General features: G+C 65.5%; 18 protein-coding genes, 1 tRNA gene and 2 pseudogenes. 7 read left to right on the forward strand and 14 right to left on the reverse strand.

Features of this window, described 5'->3' with window-relative positions:
* Positions 1-220: 220 nt before the first annotated feature.
* Positions 221-1,135, reverse strand: a complete 915-nt coding sequence (locus QM789_RS13340) for a LysR family transcriptional regulator (RefSeq protein ID WP_420353313.1) — start codon at positions 1,133-1,135, stop codon at positions 221-223.
* A gap of 239 nt (positions 1,136-1,374) precedes the next feature.
* Here QM789_RS13340 and QM789_RS13345 point away from each other — a divergent pair, with 239 nt between their 5' ends.
* The 5 genes and pseudogenes from QM789_RS13345 to QM789_RS13365 all read left to right on the forward strand — a co-directional run bounded on the left by QM789_RS13345 (position 1,375) and on the right by QM789_RS13365 (position 4,520).
* Positions 1,375-1,617 carry a BolA/IbaG family iron-sulfur metabolism protein gene (locus tag QM789_RS13345; RefSeq protein ID WP_420352364.1) on the forward strand — a complete coding sequence of 81 codons (243 nt, stop codon included), beginning with the start codon at positions 1,375-1,377 and terminating at the stop codon, positions 1,615-1,617.
* Between the two features lie 28 nt (positions 1,618-1,645).
* Complete coding sequence (grxD, locus tag QM789_RS13350; RefSeq protein ID WP_420352365.1) at positions 1,646-2,005, forward strand: Grx4 family monothiol glutaredoxin; 360 nt, start codon at positions 1,646-1,648, stop codon at positions 2,003-2,005.
* Between the two features lie 637 nt (positions 2,006-2,642).
* A pseudogene (locus tag QM789_RS13355) lies at positions 2,643-3,499 on the forward strand (transposase); the annotation flags it as partial.
* A 45-nt stretch (positions 3,500-3,544) separates the two neighbouring features.
* Positions 3,545-4,261, forward strand: a pseudogene (locus QM789_RS13360) (integrase core domain-containing protein); the annotation flags it as partial.
* A complete protein-coding gene (locus QM789_RS13365) occupies positions 4,206-4,520 on the forward strand; it encodes a hypothetical protein (protein ID WP_420353352.1) in 315 nt (104 codons plus the stop codon). The pseudogene QM789_RS13360 and the gene QM789_RS13365, both read left to right, overlap by 56 nt.
* 123 nt (positions 4,521-4,643) lie before the next feature.
* Here the strand turns inward: QM789_RS13365 and QM789_RS13370 are convergent, their stop codons facing one another.
* The 5 genes from QM789_RS13370 to speB all read right to left on the reverse strand — a co-directional run bounded on the left by QM789_RS13370 (position 4,644) and on the right by speB (position 9,127).
* Entirely contained in the window at positions 4,644-4,811 is a 168-nt protein-coding gene (locus QM789_RS13370) for a hypothetical protein (protein ID WP_420352366.1), read from the reverse strand.
* A gap of 362 nt (positions 4,812-5,173) precedes the next feature.
* Positions 5,174-5,249, reverse strand: a tRNA-Val gene (locus tag QM789_RS13375).
* Positions 5,250-5,291: 42 nt separating this feature from the next.
* Complete coding sequence (locus tag QM789_RS13380; protein ID WP_420352367.1) at positions 5,292-6,905, reverse strand: FMN-binding glutamate synthase family protein; 1,614 nt, start codon at positions 6,903-6,905, stop codon at positions 5,292-5,294.
* Positions 6,906-6,996: 91 nt separating this feature from the next.
* Positions 6,997-8,031 carry a DUF475 domain-containing protein gene (locus QM789_RS13385; protein WP_420352368.1) on the reverse strand — a complete coding sequence of 345 codons (1,035 nt, stop codon included), beginning with the start codon at positions 8,029-8,031 and terminating at the stop codon, positions 6,997-6,999.
* Between the two features lie 127 nt (positions 8,032-8,158).
* A complete protein-coding gene (gene speB / locus QM789_RS13390; RefSeq protein ID WP_420352369.1) occupies positions 8,159-9,127 on the reverse strand; it encodes an agmatinase in 969 nt (322 codons plus the stop codon).
* A 166-nt stretch (positions 9,128-9,293) separates the two neighbouring features.
* Here speB and QM789_RS13395 point away from each other — a divergent pair, with 166 nt between their 5' ends.
* Positions 9,294-10,337: a cytochrome-c peroxidase gene (locus QM789_RS13395; protein ID WP_420352370.1), complete on the forward strand. Its 1,044-nt coding sequence runs from the start codon at positions 9,294-9,296 to the stop codon at positions 10,335-10,337.
* Between the two features lie 102 nt (positions 10,338-10,439).
* Positions 10,440-11,816 carry a M20/M25/M40 family metallo-hydrolase gene (locus QM789_RS13400; protein WP_420352371.1) on the forward strand — a complete coding sequence of 459 codons (1,377 nt, stop codon included), beginning with the start codon at positions 10,440-10,442 and terminating at the stop codon, positions 11,814-11,816.
* Positions 11,817-11,818: 2 nt separating this feature from the next.
* Here QM789_RS13400 and proB read toward each other — a convergent pair whose 3' ends face one another.
* The 8 genes from proB to QM789_RS13440 all read right to left on the reverse strand — a co-directional run bounded on the left by proB (position 11,819) and on the right by QM789_RS13440 (position 19,448).
* Positions 11,819-12,895, reverse strand: a complete 1,077-nt coding sequence (gene proB, locus QM789_RS13405) for a glutamate 5-kinase (protein ID WP_420353314.1) — start codon at positions 12,893-12,895, stop codon at positions 11,819-11,821.
* 44 nt (positions 12,896-12,939) lie between these two features.
* Entirely contained in the window at positions 12,940-13,965 is a 1,026-nt protein-coding gene (obgE, locus tag QM789_RS13410) for a GTPase ObgE (protein ID WP_420352372.1), read from the reverse strand.
* A 146-nt stretch (positions 13,966-14,111) separates the two neighbouring features.
* Positions 14,112-14,651, reverse strand: coding sequence for a GNAT family N-acetyltransferase (locus QM789_RS13415; protein ID WP_420352373.1), 540 nt, complete (start codon positions 14,649-14,651; stop codon positions 14,112-14,114).
* A 184-nt stretch (positions 14,652-14,835) separates the two neighbouring features.
* Positions 14,836-15,105, reverse strand: a complete 270-nt coding sequence (rpmA, locus tag QM789_RS13420) for a 50S ribosomal protein L27 (protein WP_420352374.1) — start codon at positions 15,103-15,105, stop codon at positions 14,836-14,838.
* A 15-nt stretch (positions 15,106-15,120) separates the two neighbouring features.
* Complete coding sequence (gene rplU, locus QM789_RS13425) at positions 15,121-15,507, reverse strand: 50S ribosomal protein L21 (RefSeq protein ID WP_420352375.1); 387 nt, start codon at positions 15,505-15,507, stop codon at positions 15,121-15,123.
* Positions 15,508-15,672: 165 nt separating this feature from the next.
* Positions 15,673-16,779 carry a CaiB/BaiF CoA transferase family protein gene (locus QM789_RS13430; protein ID WP_420352376.1) on the reverse strand — a complete coding sequence of 369 codons (1,107 nt, stop codon included), beginning with the start codon at positions 16,777-16,779 and terminating at the stop codon, positions 15,673-15,675.
* Positions 16,780-16,872: 93 nt separating this feature from the next.
* Complete coding sequence (locus QM789_RS13435; protein WP_420352377.1) at positions 16,873-18,684, reverse strand: ABC-F family ATP-binding cassette domain-containing protein; 1,812 nt, start codon at positions 18,682-18,684, stop codon at positions 16,873-16,875.
* 38 nt (positions 18,685-18,722) lie between these two features.
* Complete coding sequence (locus tag QM789_RS13440) at positions 18,723-19,448, reverse strand: GNAT family N-acetyltransferase (RefSeq protein WP_420352378.1); 726 nt, start codon at positions 19,446-19,448, stop codon at positions 18,723-18,725.
* Between the last annotated feature and the right edge of the window lie 35 nt (positions 19,449-19,483).

A 19,483-nucleotide genomic window follows, 5' to 3' on the forward strand; every position in this document is an offset into this window, starting at 1 on the left:
GGCGACAGCCACGCGATCGGGCAGGCCCCTGCCCCGCAGTCTGGACAAAAAAAAGGCCGAGCAAAAGCTCGGCCGTAGTCCAACAGGGAGGTAGAAGTCGATGAGAGTTTCCTCAACCACCGCCTTCTGTAGCTTGATTTATGTGCAGTTTGAAAACTCTTCAAGGGGAATCGTGCCACGGCATCATCATACCAGCCATGCGCCTTGCGAATGCCTGTCCTCAGCCCTGCTCGCTCCCCACATCGACCGCCTGAAGCCGCCGATAGGCCAGGATTTCGTCCTGCACGAACTCCCGGAAGGCGGTGACCCGGCGCGACTGCCGCAACTCTTCGGGATAGGCGAGGAACACCGGCACCTCGACCGATTCGACATCGGGCAGCACGCGTTCCAGATCCGGGAAATCGACCGCCAGGTAATCGGGCAGAACCCCGATGCCGATATGGTTCAGAACCCCCTGCAAGACACCGAAATAATTGTTCACGTTCAGCGTCGAATGCACGTCCTGCGTCAGGATGCTGCGCGTCAGATGCGCCCCGGCGGAAACCTGCGGCACAAGGGGGCTCTGGCAGATCAGGCGGTGGTGACGCATATCCTCGATCCGCTCGGGACGGCCCGCGCGTTGCAGATAGGCCTGCGTCGCATAAAGCCGCATCCGGATGTTGAGCAGCCGCTTGCGCACCAGATCCGCCTGATTCGGCTCCTTCATCCGGATTGCGACATCGGCCTCCCGCATCGGCAGGTCGAGCACGCGCTCCTCAAGGATCAGGTCGATCTTCAGGTCGGGATAGCGCTCATACAGCTTCGACAGGCGCGGGGTCAGCCAAAGCGTCCCGAAACCGACCGTGGTGGTGACCTTCAGCTCGCCGAAGACCTCCTCCTCGGAATCGCGGATCCGGGCGGCGGCGGTATCGAGCTTCTTCGCCATGGTCGAGGTGGCGTCGAACAGCAACTCCCCCTGCTCCGTCAGGATCAGCCCACGGGCGTGCCGATGGAACAGCGTCGTTCCAAGCGCCTCTTCGAGCGCGCGAATCTGTCGGCTGACCGCCGATTGCGAAAGCCTCAGCGCATCCCCCGCATGGGTCAGGGAGCCCGCGTCCGCGACCGCGTGAAAAATCCGCAGCTTGTCCCAGTCCATTCCCGGCATGCGTCCAACTCATCCCTGCTTTGCGCTTTCTTCGCATATAGGTATCATTCCCGCATCACAAACAGGATTTAGCCGGAATTTCCTGTACAGGCCGATGTTTGCGTGATTCGCCGCGATCCGTGACACGTTTGCACGATCCGATGCCCAATGGGCGGGCACCCCGGGCCCACCGCCCCTTGCCGCGCTGCGGCTGGCGGCCTAGATTGTCAGCAAAGGACGAGGAGTGCCCAATGCCGATGGAAGCCCAGGACATCGAAGCCCTGATCCGTGCATCGTTTCCCGATGCGAAGATCACGATCACCGATCTTGCGGGGGACGGAAACCACTGGGCGGCCGAGGTGGTCGACGCTTCGTTCAAGGGTCAGAACCGGGTGCAGCAGCAGCGCGCCGTCTTCGCTTCGCTGAAAGGCGCGATGGACGGGCCGAACGCGCCGCTGCATGCGCTCGCGCTGACGACCAAGGCACCGGAATGAGCCCCGCGGGGCAGGAAGGACAAACAGGATGAGCGCGATCGACCGGATCAGGGACGAAGTTACCACCAACGATGTGGTGCTGTATATGAAGGGCACCAAGGAAATGCCGCAATGCGGTTTTTCCAGCCGCGTCGCCGGGGTGCTGAACTACATGGGCGTCGACTACAGGGATGTGAACGTGCTGGCGGATCCGGAGATCCGTCAGGGCGTGAAGGATTTCTCGGACTGGCCGACGATCCCACAACTTTATGTGAAGGGCGAATTCGTTGGCGGCTGCGACATCGTGACGGAAATGACGCTCTCGGGCGAACTCGACAAACTGTTCGAGGACAACGGCATTCCCTTCGACAAGACCAAGGCGGATGCAATCCGCGCCGCCAACGCCTGAGCTTGCTACGCTGGCGGCAGGAGGCCCCACCCCGGCATGCCGCTTGATCCTTCGTGGTTCAGGCAGGTGGTCCACAATACCCCCGGCGGCCATTGCCCCGGCCGCCGGTTGGCGCAGTTGAAGCAGGAATAACAGGCCGCCTGGCTGGTGAATGCCATCCGCTGCATGGATCTGACGACCTTCCCGGGGGATGACACGCCCGGTCGAGTCGTGCGCGAAGGCATGGCGCCCGCCCTCCGACAGCCTGATGCGGGCGCTCGGTTTGGTGGAGCCAACGACAAGCACGATCTGCGGCTATCCGACGATGGTTGCCCCGGCGGTCCGGGCGCTGGAGGGATCCTGCATTCCGGCGGCTTCGGTTCCTCTTGCCCCTGCGGCCCGCCGAGATTCGCGTGCGGTCGAGGAAGGCGCCGAGATCGACATCGCCCCGTCAAGCGCCGCAGCACAGGCGGGGTAGCGGGTGCGCCCTATCAGGGTAGGGCGCAAGCCGGCATCGCCTTCGCTAACGCGCTCATGGGTTTGTGTTCGCATTTTGGCCAAGAGTTACATTGCACTTTATCAAGCGGTGAGACGTTGACCTTCTACGGGCTTTTTCCAGCATCTGCGACTAGAGTCCGGCGCATGGCGAGGAGGGGCGATGAAGACGGCACGCCTGACGGAAGAGCAGATCATCGGGATCGTGCAGGGGCCTGAGGCGGGCGCGACGCGTGCCGATCTCTGCCGCAAGCGCGGGATATCGGAAGGCCCGTGTCTTGGCCTAGAAGGCGAAGTATTCCGGGATGACGGTCTCAGAGGCCAAGCGGCTGAAGGCGCTGGAGGACGGGAATGTCAAGCTGAAGAAGCTGCTGGCCGGGCAGATGCTCGACATGGCAGCGATGAAGGAACTTCTGTCAAAAGTGAGGGCGTTGCGCCACCGGTTCAGGCAAAGCCCGAACGGTGAAGCGCGAAGCTGTCGCGCAACTGAAGGCCCATCTCGGGGTATCGGAACGGCGGGCGTGAGATTGCCGGAGCGGACCGCAAGATGGTGCGCTACCAGTCGCGGCGCACCGAACACAGCCCAGGCGGTTGCGCGATCTGGCCAACGAGCGGCGCAGGTTTGGCTACCGGCGACTGTTCGTCCTGCTCAGGCCGGAAGGCGAAGTGTCGGGGATCAACCGCATCTGTCGGCTCTGCCGCGAGGAAGGGTTAACCGTCCGTAAACGCAAAGCACGCCGCAAGGCCATCGGCACGAGGGCCCGATCCTGATCGAAGCGCGGGCCAATGCCCGTTGGTCGCTGGACTTCGCCCACGATCAGTTCGCCTGCGGGCGGCGGTTTCGGGTGCTGAACGTGGTGGATGATGTCACCCGGGAATGCCTCGCCGCGATCCCGTTCGCCATCGGCCTTGAACCGGTGGCGGCGCGATGGCTCACCATCAATCTCGGGCCGCCGCGTGGCGCGGGAACGGACGACGCTGATTGAACGGCGCGGCAGGCCGGGAAGGATCGTCAGCGATCGACGAAGATCGAAAAACCCGGGGGATCGTTTGTAGGGCGGAGGGCTCTGCCGGATTTACCGGGAGGAAGGGCTGTCGGTGTGCCGCCGTCGTGGCCGCAAGCGAGCGCGGGGCAGTCTGACACCCATACCGCTGCCGCTGCGCCCGAGCCAACGCTGGTCGGATACATTCGGGGCCTGCCGAAAGGTCCGCATTCTGGCGGTCAACGACGATTGCTGCCGCGAGAAACGCGCGCTGATCGCCGATACAAGCATCTCGGGGGCAAGGGTGGCGCGCGAACTGGACGCCTTGATCAGGATCTACGGCAAACCCAGCTGCATCGTCAGTGACAATGGCACCGGGTTCACCACCAGGGCGATCCTGAAATGGGCCAATGAGAACGGCGTCGAGTGGCCCTACATCGCGCCGGGCAAGCCGCAGCAGAACGGCTACGTCGAGAAGCTTCAACGGCAGCCTGCGCGACGTATGCCTGAACGAAGAGATATTCGATAGTCTGGCTGATGCCCGCCGGAAGCTGGCCCTCTGGCGATATGACGACAACACGTCAGGCCGCATTCCTCGCCGGCAACAAAACCCCGGAAGAAGCGCGCCGGGGCGATTGAGAAATCTGAGGGCTCCACACCCCGCGCGCTTGCCCACCCGAAACCGACCACGATCAACCCCAATAACTCTCGTTATGAACAAGAGAACGACCGGGGCGGAGGGCATGATCTATGCACAACAACCCCGGCCCGCGCTTCTGAATGGTTTGAAGCGCCATAAAGCCTACCTGTCGCGCATCGAGGGCAAGCCAATGCTTGATGCCAGCGCCACCGCCCAAGCTATCGCCAAACCCGTTGAGTCAGGCGCATGCCCTCCTGTGACAGGGAGCGGGCCCATGACGCCCAACGGCTTCCGTCCGGAGAACCAGACCCATGCCCATCTGTTGCTTGACGACCAGGGCCCTGGTCTGGACCCTTTGAGCCCCCCCGGAGACCTTGGCGGCATCGGGGCATCCTGGGCCAACTCCGGCGGGCAATGACGACCACGGTCAGGGGCGAACGTGATCCCGACCTGTATCCCAAGGACGTGACGACCTTCCGCAGCATCCGGGGACATTGCCCTGGGTGCGCTGAGGATGCCGGGCGGTGAAGCGCTGTGCCATCTACAACTGTGCTTTCTGGGCCTGCCGGACGCCGCACTTGCCGCAATAGCAGATGCCAGTAAGCATGTTCGGACTGCTGACGACGCGCAGCGGCGTCACCTTCGGGTTGCGGGCCTGCAACCGCTGCTGGATGGCCTCGAACGTTTCCAGGTCAACAAGCGGCGGCACCTGAACGGTGACGATTTCCTCTGGGGGTTGCCGAAGCGCCTGAGACGCCGACCTTCGCCCTCGAAGTGACGCGACGAAGAAGGACTGGCTCCCCGCTGACAATAAAGGAGCCCCCTGCCCTCTAGCGGCCCGCATTTCTGGCTTCAGCCAGTAGCGGAACGGCCTCTCCCTTAGGGTTACGGCCAGCATCAATGACCGGCTCTGAGAAGTTGACAGAAAAAGTCAGCGGGCGGTTAAAACCGCTCGTCACAATCGTTGCCACGACGACCAAAGCGCTACCGATTTCCGCATTGACGCGCGAATTAGGCGCATATGATCCTGAATGGCGCACCGTTGAGCCACTGGCAAACAGGTGTCGGGAATGGTGGGTGATGAGAGACTCGAACTCCCGACATCCTCGGTGTAAACGAGGCGCTCTACCAACTGAGCTAATCACCCAAGCCCGCGCTGTTTAGCCATTCCGGGCCGCGCTGGCAAGGGTCAGATCCCGTCATCCACCGGCTCGAACGCCTCGGCGCGGGCGCGGCGCCAACGGCTGAGATAGCCGAAGCGATCGTCGTCCTCGCGCAGCAGGAATCCCACCGGCATATAGGGATATACCTCGTCGCCCACCACCATGTTGCGGTCCTTCTCGCGCATCAGGAAATGCTGCGGCATGAATTTTCCGGGATGGTCGAGCCCCGCCGCCCCGGTGAATTCCGCCAGCGCCTTCAGCGTGTTGCGGTGGAAATTCGCGACCCGCTCGGCCTTGTCCGGCACCACCAGCGCGTGCTGGCGCCGCGGATCCTGCGTCGCCACACCCACCGGGCAGCGGTTGGTGTGGCACGACTGCGCCTGGATGCAGCCGACCGCGAACATGAAGCCGCGCGCCGAATTCGCCCAGTCGGCCCCGAGCGCCAGCACCTTGGCGATGTCGAAGGCCGAGATCAGCTTGGCCGAGGCGCCGATCCGGATCTTGTGCCGGATCCCCGCGCCGCGCAGCGTGTTATGCGCGAAGGTCAGCCCCTCGATCAGCGGCATCCCCATATGGTTGGCGAATTCCTGCGGCGCGGCCCCGGTGCCGCCCTCCTTGCCGTCGATGACGATGAAGTCGGGGGTGATGCCGGTTTCCAGCATCGCCTTGACCATACACATGAATTCGCGCCGGTGACCGATGCAGAGCTTGAACCCCACCGGCTTGCCCCCCGACAGTTCGCGCAGTTGCGCGATGAAGGCCATCATCTCCAGCGGCGTCGAGAAGGCCGAATGCGAGGGCGGCGAAATGCAGTCCACCCCCATCGGCACGCCCCGCGCCTCGGCGATTTCGGGCGAGATTTTCGCCGCGGGCAGCATGCCGCCATGGCCGGGCTTGGCGCCCTGGCTCAGCTTGATCTCGATCATCTTCACCTGCGGATCGGCGGCGGTGACGGAGAAACGCTCCGGGCTGAACGAGCCGTCATCGTTGCGGCAGCCGAAATAACCCGAGCCGATTTCATAGATCAGATCGCCTCCGCCCGTGCGGTGATAGCGCGAAATCCCGCCCTCGCCGGTGTCATGGGCAAAGCCGCCCTTCTTCGCGCCGGTGTTCAGCGCCAGGATCGCATTGGCCGACAGCGCGCCGAAGCTCATCGCCGAGATGTTGTAGATCGACGCGTCATAGGGCTGCGTGCAATCCGGCCCGCCGATCCGGACGCGGAAATCGCTGTCGGTGATATGCTTGGGCCGCGTCGAATGGGTCAGCCACTGATAACCCGATTCATAGACCCGCTGCGTGGTACCGAAGGGACGCGCGGCCTCAATGTTCTTGGCGCGCTGATAGACCAGCGTGCGTTCATCGCGCGAGAACGGCTCCTCGTCCTTGTCGCTCTCGATCAGATATTGCCGGATCTCGGGGCGGATCTCCTCGAACAGGAAGCGCAGATGGCCCATGATCGGATAGTTGCGCAGGATCGAATGCCGGGTCTGGATCAGGTCGTAGACCCCCAGCCCGGTCAGCAGCCAGAACAGCAGGGCAAGCGAGAACAGCCACCCCCACCAGATCATCGCAACCGTGAGCGCAAGCGCAAGCGCTCCGGCCGCCATCAGCACCGAATAGCGCAGGTATCGGGAAATCATGCCTCTCCTCCTCGAAATCACCGGGGCCGGACCGGCACCAATGATTCCCTCCGCGTCGATCAAACCCGGCGTCCGGGGGACTGTCCAGCCCCTAGACCGGATGGTGGCGCCGGAACCGCAGCGACGAAATCAGCGACAGTCCGATCAGCGTGGCGCCCAGCAGCCCCGTCACCACCTCGGGCACATGAATCAGGGTCTGCGCGAACATCACCATACTGAGGATCAGCACCGACCAGAACGCGCCGTTTTCCAGATAGCGGAACTGTGCGAGCGTGTTACGTTCGACCAGCATGATCGTCATAGAACGCACATACATCGCGCCGATGCCCAGCCCGATCGCGATCAGGAACAGGTTCTGCGTCAGCGCGAAGGCCCCGATCACGCCGTCGAAGCTAAAGGACGCATCCAGCACTTCGAGATAGAGGAACGCGCCGACGCCACCCTTTGCCGCTTCCGACGCCATCGAGGCACGGTCGAGCACCTGCCCCAGCACCTCGACGCCCAGGAACGTCACCAGCCCCGCGATCGCCGAGAACAGGAAGGTGTTTTCCGTGGCGGGCGGCAGGATCCAGGTGAACAGCATCACCAGCAGCAGCACGAAGCCGATCTCCAGCCCGCGGATCGAGGCACAGGCCCGCAACCGCCGCTCCAACGCGGCGATCCAGTCGACCTCCTTGTCGCCATCGACGAAATAGCTCAGCGCGACCATCATCAGGAAGGCCCCGCCGAAGGCTGCGATCGAGACATGCGCCTCGCCGATGATCCGGGCATATTCGGCGGGCTGCGTCGCGGCGAGCTTCACCGCCTCCACCGGGCCGATCTTCGCCGCGATCACCACGATCAGCAGCGGGAAGATGATCCGCATCCCGAAGACCGCGATCACGATGCCCCAGGTCAGGAAGCGGCGCTGCCACTTGTGGCTCATCTCGCGCAGGCGGTTGGCGTTGACGATGGCATTGTCGAACGAAAGTGAGATTTCCAGCACCGCGAGGATCGAGGCGATCAGCAGGAAGGAAACCGCCCCCGCCGTGTTCCCGGCATACATCCAGCCCAGCCATGCCGCCAGCAACAGCCCGGCGAGCGTAAAGGCGAAGGCGCCGCCGAAATACTTGAACATCGTCTGCATCGGGTCTGTCCTTTCCTGCGCGGGCGGATTGCCCGCGACATAGGCCCGCCCGCCCCGCGCCGCAAGGCGGCAAGGCAAACGCCGCACACCCGTGCCGCGACGGACACACCGCCAGACGGCGTTCAGCTCAGCGCGCCCCGCGGCGGGTCCAGCCGTAAAGCGCGATCAGTTCCACCGCCACATGCGCCCCGGCCACCGCCGTCGCCCCCGTGGTGTCATAGGGTGGCGAGACCTCGACCACATCGCCGCCCACGAGGTTGATCCCCGCCAGCCCGCGCAGGAGCGCCGCCGCCTGCCAACTGGCCAGCCCGCCCCAGACCGGCGTGCCGGTCCCGGGCGCGAAGGCCGGGTCGAGACAGTCGATATCGAAGGTGATGTAGCACGGCCGCTCCCCCACCACCGCGCGGATGCGGCGCAGCGTTTCGTCGACCCCGGCCTGATGGACGAAGGGCGCGTCGACGATCGTCACCCCCAGCGTATCGGGATTGTCGGTGCGGATCCCCACCGAAACGGTGGCTGCCGGGTCCACGATGCCCTGTTTGATCGCCTTGTAAAGGAAGGTGCCGTGGTCGATCCGCGACATGTCGTCATCGGCCCAGGTGTCGGAATGGGCGTCGAACTGGATCAGCGCCATCGGCCCGAATTTCTCCGCATAGGCGCGCAGGATCGGCAGAGTGATGAAATGGTCGCCCCCCAGCGTTACCGTCCCCGCCCCCGCCGCCAGAATCCCCGCGATATGGGCCTGCACCCGGTCCGGAAAGGAGGCGGTATGGGCATAGTCGAAGGCCAGGTCACCATAATCGACGATGTTCATCTCGCTCATCGGATCATAGCCCCAGCCATAGGGCGCATCGAAGGCCTGTAGCGTCGAAGCCTCCCGGATCGCGCGCGGCCCGAAGCGCGTGCCCGGCCGGTTCGTCACCGCCTGGTCGAAGGGCACGCCGGTCACCGCCAGATCCACCCCGGTCAGATCCTTGGTATAGGCCCGGCGCAGGAAGCTGACCGCCCCGCCAAAGGCGTTTTCAAAGGCCGGACCACGGCGCTCGGCCCGGGTGAAGGCCATGTCGATCTGGGTTTTCGCGTCCTCAAGTGCCATCGGCCCCTCCCTTTTCCGCCAGAAAGCCCGGGGCCACAGCAAAGGTCAAGCCGTCCCGGTTAACGCCTGCGTCAGCGCGCCGCAGCGCTGGTTGATCTGGATCAACAGTTTGTTCACTGCAACGTGAAATTAGATTGATTCTATATAGCCACGGAGGATCAGACTCATGACACGTCCCCTCATCGCAGCGATACTGGCCAGCGCCTTCGCCCTGCCCGCCTTTGCCGACGATGCCGAACTGCGCACTCTTGCCAAGGAGAATTTCGAAGCCATCCCGATGCAACCGCCGCAACTGGGCGATAGCAACATGATGACGCGCGATCGGGTCGATCTGGGCGCGATGCTGTTCTTCGATCCGCGGATGTCGAAGTCGGGCGTGTTCTCGTGCCAGTCGTGCCACAATGTCGGGCTGGGCGGGGTCGACGGGCTGGAAACCTCCATCGGCCACGGCTGGCAGAAGGGGCCGCGCAACGCACCCACCATGCTGAACGCCGTGTTCAACGTCGCGCAGTTCTGGGATGGCCGCGCGCCCGACCTGAAGGAACAGGCCAAGGGCCCGGTGCAGGCTGGGGTCGAGATGAACAACACCCCCGATAATGTCATCGTCACGCTGAAGTCGATGCCCGGCTATGTCGAGGCCTTCGGCAAGGCATTCCCGGGCGAGAACGACGCCATCACCTTCGACAATTTCGCCAAGGCGATCGAGGCGTTCGAGGCGACGCTGATCACCCCGAACTCCCGCTTCGACCAGTTCCTGATGGGGGCGGACGGCGCGATGACGGCGGACGAGAAGGCCGGGTTGGCGCTGTTCATGGATACCGGCTGCACCGCCTGCCACAACGGCATCAACATCGGCGGCAACGACTACTGGCCCTTCGGCGTGGTCGAAACCCCCGGCGCCGAGATCCTGCCCGAGGGCGACAAGGGCCGCTTCCAGGTCACCGCGACGGCGGGCGAGGAATATGTGTTCCGCGCCGCCCCCCTGCGCAACGTCGCGATCACCGCGCCTTACTTCCACTCCGGCAAGGTCTGGGATCTGCGCGAGGCGGTGGCTGTGATGGCGAATTCGCAGCTTGGCGCCGAACTGGATGACAAGCAGATCGACCAGATCGTTGCCTTCCTGGGCACGCTGACCGGCGAACAGCCGAAGGTCGAGCATCCGCTCCTGCCGGTGCGGGGCCCGGACACGCCGAAGCCCGAACAGATGTAACCGCTCGCCCGGACCCTCCGCCCCCGGGCGGGGGGTTCCTTTACCTGCAACTGGACAGTGGCGCCCCCGGTGCTAATGTCCGGCGGGAATAAGGAGGCTCCCATGACCCTTGACGCCGTTCTCACCCGCATCGACGACAGCCTGCCGCAGGCGATCGACCGCCTGACCGATCTGCTGCGGATCAAGTCGATCTCGACCGATCCGGCCTACAAGGCCGATTGCGCGGCGGCGGCCGAATGGCTGGTGGCCGAATTGAACGGGCTGGGCTTCAAGGCCGAACTGCGCCCCACCCCCGGCCATCCGATGGTGGTCGCGCGGCACGAAGGCCCTGGCCCGCATCTGCTGTTTTACGGCCATTACGACGTGCAGCCGGTCGATCCGCTGAACCTGTGGAAGCGCGACCCCTTCGACCCGGCGATCGAGGAAACCGCGAACGGTCCGGTCATCCGAGGCCGCGGCTCGTCGGACGACAAGGGCCAGCTGATGACCTTCATCGAGGCCTGCCGCGCCTATAAGGAGGTCAACGGCACCCTGCCCGGCAATCTGACGATCTTCTTCGAGGGTGAAGAGGAATCCGGCTCGCCCTCGCTGATCCCGTTCATGCAGGCGAACAAGGCGGAACTGAGCTGCGACCTTGCGCTGATCTGCGACACCTCGATGGTCTCGCCCGGCGTGCCCTCCATCGCCGGGCAGTTGCGCGGCATGCTGAAGGAAGAATTCACCCTGCACGGCCCGCGCATCGACCTGCATTCGGGCCATTACGGCGGCCCGGCGCTGAACCCGCTGCGCGAGATCGCCCATATCATCGCCTCGTTCCATGATGCCGATGGCCGGGTGGCGGTCGCGGGGTTCTATGACGGCGTGCATGAGGTGCCCACAGATCTGAAGCGGCAATGGGAGAACTGCGGCTTTGACGAAAAGGCCTATCTGGACCATGCCGGGATGACCGTCGCCCATGGTGAAAAGGGCTATAGCGCGCTGGAACAGCAATGGTCCCGCCCGACGCTGGAGATCAACGGCCTCTGGGGCGGCTATCAGGGCGCCGGGTCGAAAACCGTGATCCCGGCCGAGGCGCATGTGAAGATCACCTGCCGTCTGGTGGGCGACATGGATCCGACCGACCTGCGCCAGAAGATCCGCAAACATGTCGAAGACCGCCTGCCGGTGGATGCTTCCGTGACCTGGGACAGCGACCTTGACGGCGCGCCCGCTGCGGTGATGGACACCTCGCGCCCGGAATTCGAGGCGGCGCGGCAGGCGCTTTCCGACGAATGGAACCGCGAGGCGGTGATCGTCGGCATGGGCGGCTCGATCCCGATCGCCTATTATTTCAAGTCGATCCTCGGCATGGATGCGATGCTGATCGGCTACGCGAACGACGACGACGCGATCCATTCGCCGAACGAGAAATACGACGTCAAGAGCTTCCACAAGGGCATCCGCAGCTGGGCGCGGGTGCTCGACCGGATCGCGGGCTGAGCCTAACCGATAACCATGTCGTCCCGGTGGATCAGCGCGGCGCGCCCCGGATAGCCCAGGATCTGTTCGATCTCACGCGAGCGATGCCCGGCGATCAGCCGGGCCTCTTCCGAGGTGTAGCGCATCAGCCCCTTGCCAAGCGCCCCCCCATCCGGCCCGGCAATCGTCACCGGCTCGCCGCGCCCGAACCGCCCGGCGACCCGCACCACACCGGCAGGCAGCAGCGACTTTCCAAGCGCCAGCGCCGCCACCGCCCCGGCATCCACCATGACCTCGCCGCGCGGCTTCATCGCCGCGATCCAGCGTTTGCGCGCCGCCTGCGGATCGCCCTCCGGCAGGAACCAGGTGCAATGCGCCCCCTCCGCCAGCGCCCGCAACGGCCGCGGCACCGACCCTTCGGTGATCGCCATGGCACAGCCACCCGCCACCGCCGTTTTCGCCGCCAGCAGCTTCGTCTTCATCCCGCCCTTCGACAGGCCGGAGATCGGATCCCCCGCCATCGCCTCGATCTCCGGCGTGATATGTTCGACCATCTCGAACCGCACCGCCGCCGGATCTTCCTTCGGATTGGCGGAATAGAACCCGTCCACATCCGACAACAGGATCAACTGATCCGCCCCCACCGTCACCGCAATCTGCGCCGCCAGCCGGTCATTGTCGCCGAACCGGATTTCATCCGTCGCCACCGTGTCGTTTTCGTTCACGATCGGCACAACGCCCAGGCCCAGCAGCGTCTCCATCGTCGCGCGCGAGTTCAGATAGCGCCGCCGGTCATCGGTATCCTCCAGCGTCACCAGAACCTGCGCCGTGGTCACGCCATGCGGCGCCAGCACTTCCTCATAGGCCCGCGCCAGCCGGATCTGCCCGACCGCCGCCGCCGCCTGGCTCTGTTCCAGAGGTAAAGGCCCCAGCGGCAGCCCCAACACCCGCCGCCCGAGCGCGATCGACCCCGAGGACACCAGCACCACATCCGTGCCCCGCGCCCGCGCCGCCGCCACATCCTCGGCCAGTGCCCGGACCCACTCCGTCTTCAGCCCCTCCGGCCCGACCAGAAGCGCCGAGCCGATCTTCACCACCATCCGTCGCGCCGCACGCAGATCGGGCTTCACCAAAACGTCCAGAGTCACGGCTGCCACGGCGTCGCCTCTTCAATATCCCTGCGGTCCTCCGAGATCTGCGCCCAGAGCGCGCGCAGCACCTCCGGCACGCCCTTGCGCGACACGCCCGACATCACCATGACCGGCCCCCCCACCGCCTTTTCCAGCGACCGTTTCCGGCTGGCCAGGGTCTTGCTGTCCAGCGCATCGGCCTTGTTCAGCACGGTCACCCGCGGCTTCGTGAACAATTCCTCGGAATAGGCTTCCAACTCGCCGATGATGGTGCGGTAATCCTTGGTGATCGTGCTCGACGTGCCATCGACCAGATGCAGGAGCACCGAACAGCGCTCCACATGGCCGAGGAACTGATCCCCCAGCCCACGCCCCTCGGACGCGCCCTCGATCAGGCCGGGAATATCGGCGATCACGAATTCCTTGCCGTCGATCCCCACCACGCCCAGATTGGGCACCAGCGTCGTGAACGGATAATCCGCGATCTTCGGCCGGGCATTCGACACCGCCGCGAGGAAGGTCGATTTCCCCGCATTCGGCAGCCCCAGCAACCCCGCGTCCGCGATCAGCTTCAGCCGCAGCCACAGCGTCCGCTCGACCCCCTCCTGCCCCGGATTGGCCCGCGACGGCGCCCGGTTGGTCGAGGTCTTGAACCGCAGGTTGCCCCAGCCGCCATTGCCGCCCTTCGCGAGCAGCACCCGCTGGCCAACCTCCGTCAGGTCGGCGATCACCGTTTCCTCATCCTCGTCGATGATCTCCGTGCCCACCGGCACCTTCAGCACGATGTCGTCGCCATCCCGCCCGGTCATCTGGCTGCCCATGCCGTGCTGACCGTTCTGCGCAAAGAAATGCTGCTGATAGCGGAAGTCGATCAGCGTGTTCAGCCCCTCGACCGCCTCGACCCAGACCGAACCGCCCTTGCCGCCGTCGCCGCCATCCGGCCCGCCGAATTCGATGAACTTCTCGCGCCGGAACGAAACACAGCCGCCACCGCCCGCGCCCGAGCGGATATAGACCTTGGCAAGATCGAGAAACTTCATCACCGGACCCCTTATTGCAAGGCGCCGACATACGCCACGCGGCCCGCCGGATCAAGCACCGCTGTTCAGGGGCCGGGTGGGCCCGGGAGGGCGCGCCCTCCCGGCGGGTGGGGTTCGGGGAGGGCCGGCCCTCCCCGACCGCCCCCTCAGCCCATCTTGCGCAGATAGGTCCAGGTCGGTACCCGCGCATTGCGCGCCACCGACCAGCTCTCCGCATCGCCCAGATAATCGAACCCGGCATTGCTCAGCACCCGCGCCGAACCGGGATTGTCCTGGAACACCTCGGCAAACAGCGTGCGCGACTGATGTGGATTGGCCGCGACCAGCGCCTGCACCGCCTCCGAGGCGAAACCGGCATTCCAGAACCCCGGCCCGACCCAGAAGCCGACCTCGGACTGATCCGGCTCGACCCGCGTCAGCGACACGATCCCCAGCACCTCGGCCAGCCCCTCGCCCGAGCCATCCATCGCCCAGACATCCTCGGTCCGCTTCTCGGATCCCGCCCGCGCGATGAACGCCTCGGTCGCGCCGGGCGGCAGCGGATGCGGAATCGCCCGCGTGCCCTCGGCCACCCGCCGGTCGGCGGTATACATGCTGATCAATCCGGCATCCGACCGCCGCAGCGGACGCAGGATGAACCGGCCCGCCTCGATCACAGGCTGCTGCGTGATAGGTTCCTGATACATTCGGCGCTCCTCCTCGAAACGCTAGGCTCTCCCCGGCCTATTCCAAGATTGGGTCAGGTTCATGACAATGTGAACCCCAACCGTTCAGATTTCGTTCCCACCCTCCTCCAAAGCAGGCCCGAAACGAAAAGGGGACCGGCCTTCCGACCGATCCCCCAAATGTCTGTCCGGGTTACGGATCGGCTTACTCGGCCGCCTCCGCGACCGGGAGGACCGAAATGAAGGTGCGCCCTTTAAGGCCCTTCTTGAACGTGACCTTCCCCTCGGTGACCGAGAAAATGGTATGGTCCTTGCCCATCATGACGCCTTCGCCCGGCCACCAAGTGGTGCCGCGCTGACGCACGATGATGTTGCCCGGGATGGCGGCTTCGCCACCGTAGAGCTTCACGCCAAGACGGCGACCGGCCGAGTCGCGGCCGTTGCGGGACGAACCGCCTGCTTTCTTGTGAGCCATGGTAGTGGTCTCCCCTTACTTCGCTTCGTGCGCGGCAACGCGCGCGGCAGCGGTGCCGACAGCTTCCTTCACCCCCGAAGCCGCCGCGCCCGAGGCGAGGACTTCGGTCACGCGCACCAGCGTCAGCTTCTGACGATGGCCACGGGTGCGCTGCGACGAATGTTTCCGGCGGCGCTTGTGATAGGTGATAACCTTGTCGGCCTTGATGGTGTCGATGACTTCGGCCACCACCGCAGCACCGTCCACGAGGGGCGCGCCCACGGTCAGGCTGTCGCCGCCGACCATCAGGATTTCGTTGAACTGAACTTTTTCACCGGCTTCGGCAGCGATCAGTTCGACGCGGAGCACATCGCCCGCACGAACCGTATATTGCTTGCCGCCCGTCTTGAGGACCGCGAACATGGGTCTTTCCTTCGTATCAACCGCGCCCTGTGGCCCCTTGCGGTGTTACCGGGTTTCCCCGCCTCGGGCAGCGCACCCCAAAGGGGTGTTGTTTCAAACAGAATCCCCCTGCGAAAGCGAGTCCTCCGCCGGGTCAGCGGCATATGACGGATCCCCTCCGCCAAGTCAAGCCTGCCAGCGCGCCAGCGCCACCTCCGCCGTGATCCGGTTGCGCGTGGATCCCGGCCCGATCGCCCCCGGCGTGCGCGACAGTTTCGGCGCGGGCGCGGGCTGCACCATGCCTTCATGCACCACATGGGCGCGCCGCGCGACGTTATGCGGATGCCGCACCGCCTCGCCGAGCGACAGAACCGGCGTCGCGCAGCCATCCGTCCCCTCGAACACCGCCGCCCACTCGTCGCGCGTCCGGCTCAGGAACCGCTCCGCGATCATCGCCCGCATCTCCGGCCAGCGCGCCTTGTCCGCCCGGTCGGGCAGATCGCCGGGCGCGAATCCCATCCCCGCCTGAAACGCGGCCCAGAATTTCTCCTCGATCGGGCCGATCGCCATATGGCCGCCGCCCGCGCAGGGATAGATCCCATACCACGGTAGCCCGCCGTCCAGCAGGTTCACCCCGCGATGGTCGCGCCACAACCCGTTCGCCGCCATGCCATGGAACATGCCGAGCAGATGCGCCACGCCATCGGTGATCGCGCCATCCACCACCTGCCCCTGCCCCGTCGCCTTCGCGTGCCACAGCGCCGCCATCATCCCGAAGGCCAGATACATCGACCCGCCGCCGAAATCCCCCACCAGGTTAAGCGGAATCACCGGCGTTTCGGGCGTGCCGATCGCATGCAGCGCCCCCGACAGCGCGATATAGTTGATGTCATGCCCCGCGCGATCCGCCAGCGGGCCGGACTGGCCCCAGCCCGTCATCCGGCCATAGACCAGGCGCGGGTTCTGAGGAAAATCGCCGGGGCCGAGCCCCAGCCGCTCCATCACCCCGGGCCGCATTCCCTCGACCAGCGCATCCGCCTGCACGATCAGCCGCCGCGCCACCCCACGGCCCGTCTCGCTCTTCAGGTCCAGCTCCAGCACGTCACGCCCCCGGTCGAGCGGATCGTTCTCCATCCCCAGAAGGTGCTTCTCCGCCCCAGCCGAATCCGGCCGCGCGATACGGATCACATCGGCCCCCATGTCGGCGAACAACTGCACGGTGAAGGGCGTCGGCCCCAGCCCCGAAATCTCGACGATGCGCAGGCCCTTCAGCGGGCCGGTCTGTTCGGTCATGCTCCCCTCCCCGATTGGCCGAAGGCTAGCACCACCCCGGAGCGCCGGGCAAATGACGCTACGTCAGGCCCGCGCATTTCGCGGGGGCCGAGGTCAGGAAGCGGCCTTTTCCTCCAGCGCCAGCCATTCCTCCTCCGCCGCCGCCAGCGCGGCCTGCCGCTCCGCCAGCATGTCCGACGCCTTGCGGAACTTCACCGGCTCGCGGCTGAACAGATCGGCGTCGGAAAGCAGGTCCGACAGCTTGCCGATCTCGAATTCCAGCTTTTCGATGATGCCGGGCAGCGCGTCCAGCCGGTGCTTCTCGGTGAAGCTCAGCCCGGATTTCTTCGCCGCGGGCGCCGGGGCAGCTTTGGCCACGGGCGCGGATTTCGGCGCGGGCGCGGGCGCGGACTCTACCACGCCGCGCTGCGCCTGATAATCGGACCAGCCGCCGGCATAAACGGTCGCCCGCCCGTCGCCCTCCATCGCGATGGTCGTGGTCGCCACCCGGTCGATGAAATCGCGGTCGTGGCTGACCAGCAGCACCGTGCCGTCGTAGTCGCCCAGAATGTCCTGCAACAGGTCGAGCGTCTCGACATCCAGATCGTTGGTCGGCTCGTCCAGCACCAGCAGGTTCGAGGGTTTCGCCATGATCCGCGCGAGCAGCAGCCGCGCGCGCTCACCCCCGGACAGCGAACCGATCGGCGCGCGCGCCTGCGATTCGTCGAACAGGAAATCCTTCAGATAGCCCACGACATGTTTCGGCTGACCGCGCACCATGACCTGATCCGCCCGGCCCGACACCCGCATATCCGGATCGTTCACCAGCCCATCCCACAGCGACATGCTGAAATCCAGCGTCGCCCGCGCCTGATCGAACACCGCGATCTCAAGGTTGGTGCCCAGCGTCACGGTGCCTTCGTCAGGCGCGATTTCCCCGGTCAGCATCTTCAGCAGCGTGGTCTTGCCCACCCCGTTCGGCCCGACAAAGGCCACCCGGTCGCCGCGCATCACCCGCAGGTCGAAATCCCGCACGATGGTCTTGTCGCCAAAGCGTTTCGTCAGGCCCTTCGCCTCGATCACCCGCTTGCCGGATTGCGGACCGGAGTCAATCTCCATCGCCGCCACGCCCTGCCGGCGGATCTGCCCCGCGCGCTGTTCGCGCAGGTCCTGAAGCGCGCGGACCCGGCCCATGTTGCGCTTGCGCCGGGCGGAAATGCCCTCGACCGCCCATTTCGCCTCGGCCTTGATCTTGCGGTCGAGCTTGTGGCGGGCCTCGTCCTCCTCGGCCCAGATCTGTTCGCGCCAGTCCTCGAAGGCCTCGAATCCCTTCTCCTGCCGCCGCACCTGCCCCCGGTCGATCCACAGCGTCGCCCGCGTCAGGTTGCGCAAGAACGCCCGGTCGTGGGAAATCAGCACGAAGGCCGTGCGGGTGTCGCGCAGCTGCTGTTCCAGCCAGCCAATCGCCTCGATGTCCAGATGGTTCGTCGGCTCGTCGAGCAGCATCAGGTCCGGCGCCTCGGCCAGCAGTTTCGCCAGCGCCGCACGCCGCCGCTCCCCGCCCGAAGCGGTGGAAACCGGCGTATCGGGGCGGAATTTCAGCCCTTCGGCCACCACATCGACCTTGTAATGCTCGGCCTCCGGCAGGGCGGAGCCCGCGAAATCCCCGAGCGTCGCAAAGCCCGTCAGGTCCGGCTCCTGCTCCATATAGCCGACCTGCGTGCCCGCGGGCACCACGCGCGTGCCATGATCGGGCTCGATCAACCCCGCCATGACCTTCATCAGCGTCGATTTGCCCGAACCGTTGCGGCCCACAAGGGCCACCCGGTCGCCCTGCTGGACAACCATGTCGAGCCCGTCGAAAACGGGATTGCCGCCGAAGGTCAGCGAAATGTCGGAAAGCTGAAGAATGGGTGCGCGTGCCATGCCCCTGCGCTACAAGCGCCGCGCGCAAAGGTCAACGGTCACCCGGCGACGAGCCGCAGTGCGCGGGCCCGGGCCTCGGGAATCGCGCGCACCTCAAGCCCGGTGAAGACGTGGAGCGTGCCCAGATCCGCATCCACCACCGCATGATCGCTGACCCAGCCCCCCATCAGCAGATAGCTGCGCAAGAGGGGCGGCATCTCGCGCAGCGCCCGTTTCTGATCGCCCGGAAGTCCCGCCAGATGCCGCGCATAGGGCACGACCTTTGGCGCCTTGATCCCGGGCGCCCAGCCGGGCGGCGCCAGATGGCCCTGCGCCAGCAGGGCGAAGGCGTTGGAGTGCCGCTCCCAATCGGTGCCGGGGAAGGACGAACAGCCGAACAGCATCTCGATCCCCTCGTCATCCACCAGCCGCGTCAGCGCCCCCCAGGCCACGCGCAGAATATCCGGATCGCGGCAACCGGCGTCGATGCAGAACCGCCCGACCTCGGCCATCCGCCCCGGAAACCCGGCCAGCGCCGACAGGTCGTAGAACTGCGCGGAATAACTCTCGCCGATGTGCGATCCGTCGCGCAGCGGCAGGATCCGGAAGCAGCACACCAGCCGCCCGGCTTCCTCGATCAGGACATGACGACAGAGCGAATCGAACCGGTCGGCATCCAGCGCGCGTGCCCCGAAACTGCGCCCGCGCAGAGCCTGCGCCGCGCACAGATCCGCGCCGGACGCGGCGAAGCGCGCGGCATAGCGCCCCTTGGACAATGCGAACATCTGCGCCTCCGGCACCGAACCCTTGCGAATCCTAT

Source organism: Paenirhodobacter sp. (genome assembly GCF_047600745.1).
In the GTDB taxonomy this organism is placed as follows: Bacteria; Pseudomonadota; Alphaproteobacteria; order Rhodobacterales; family Rhodobacteraceae; genus Rhodobacter.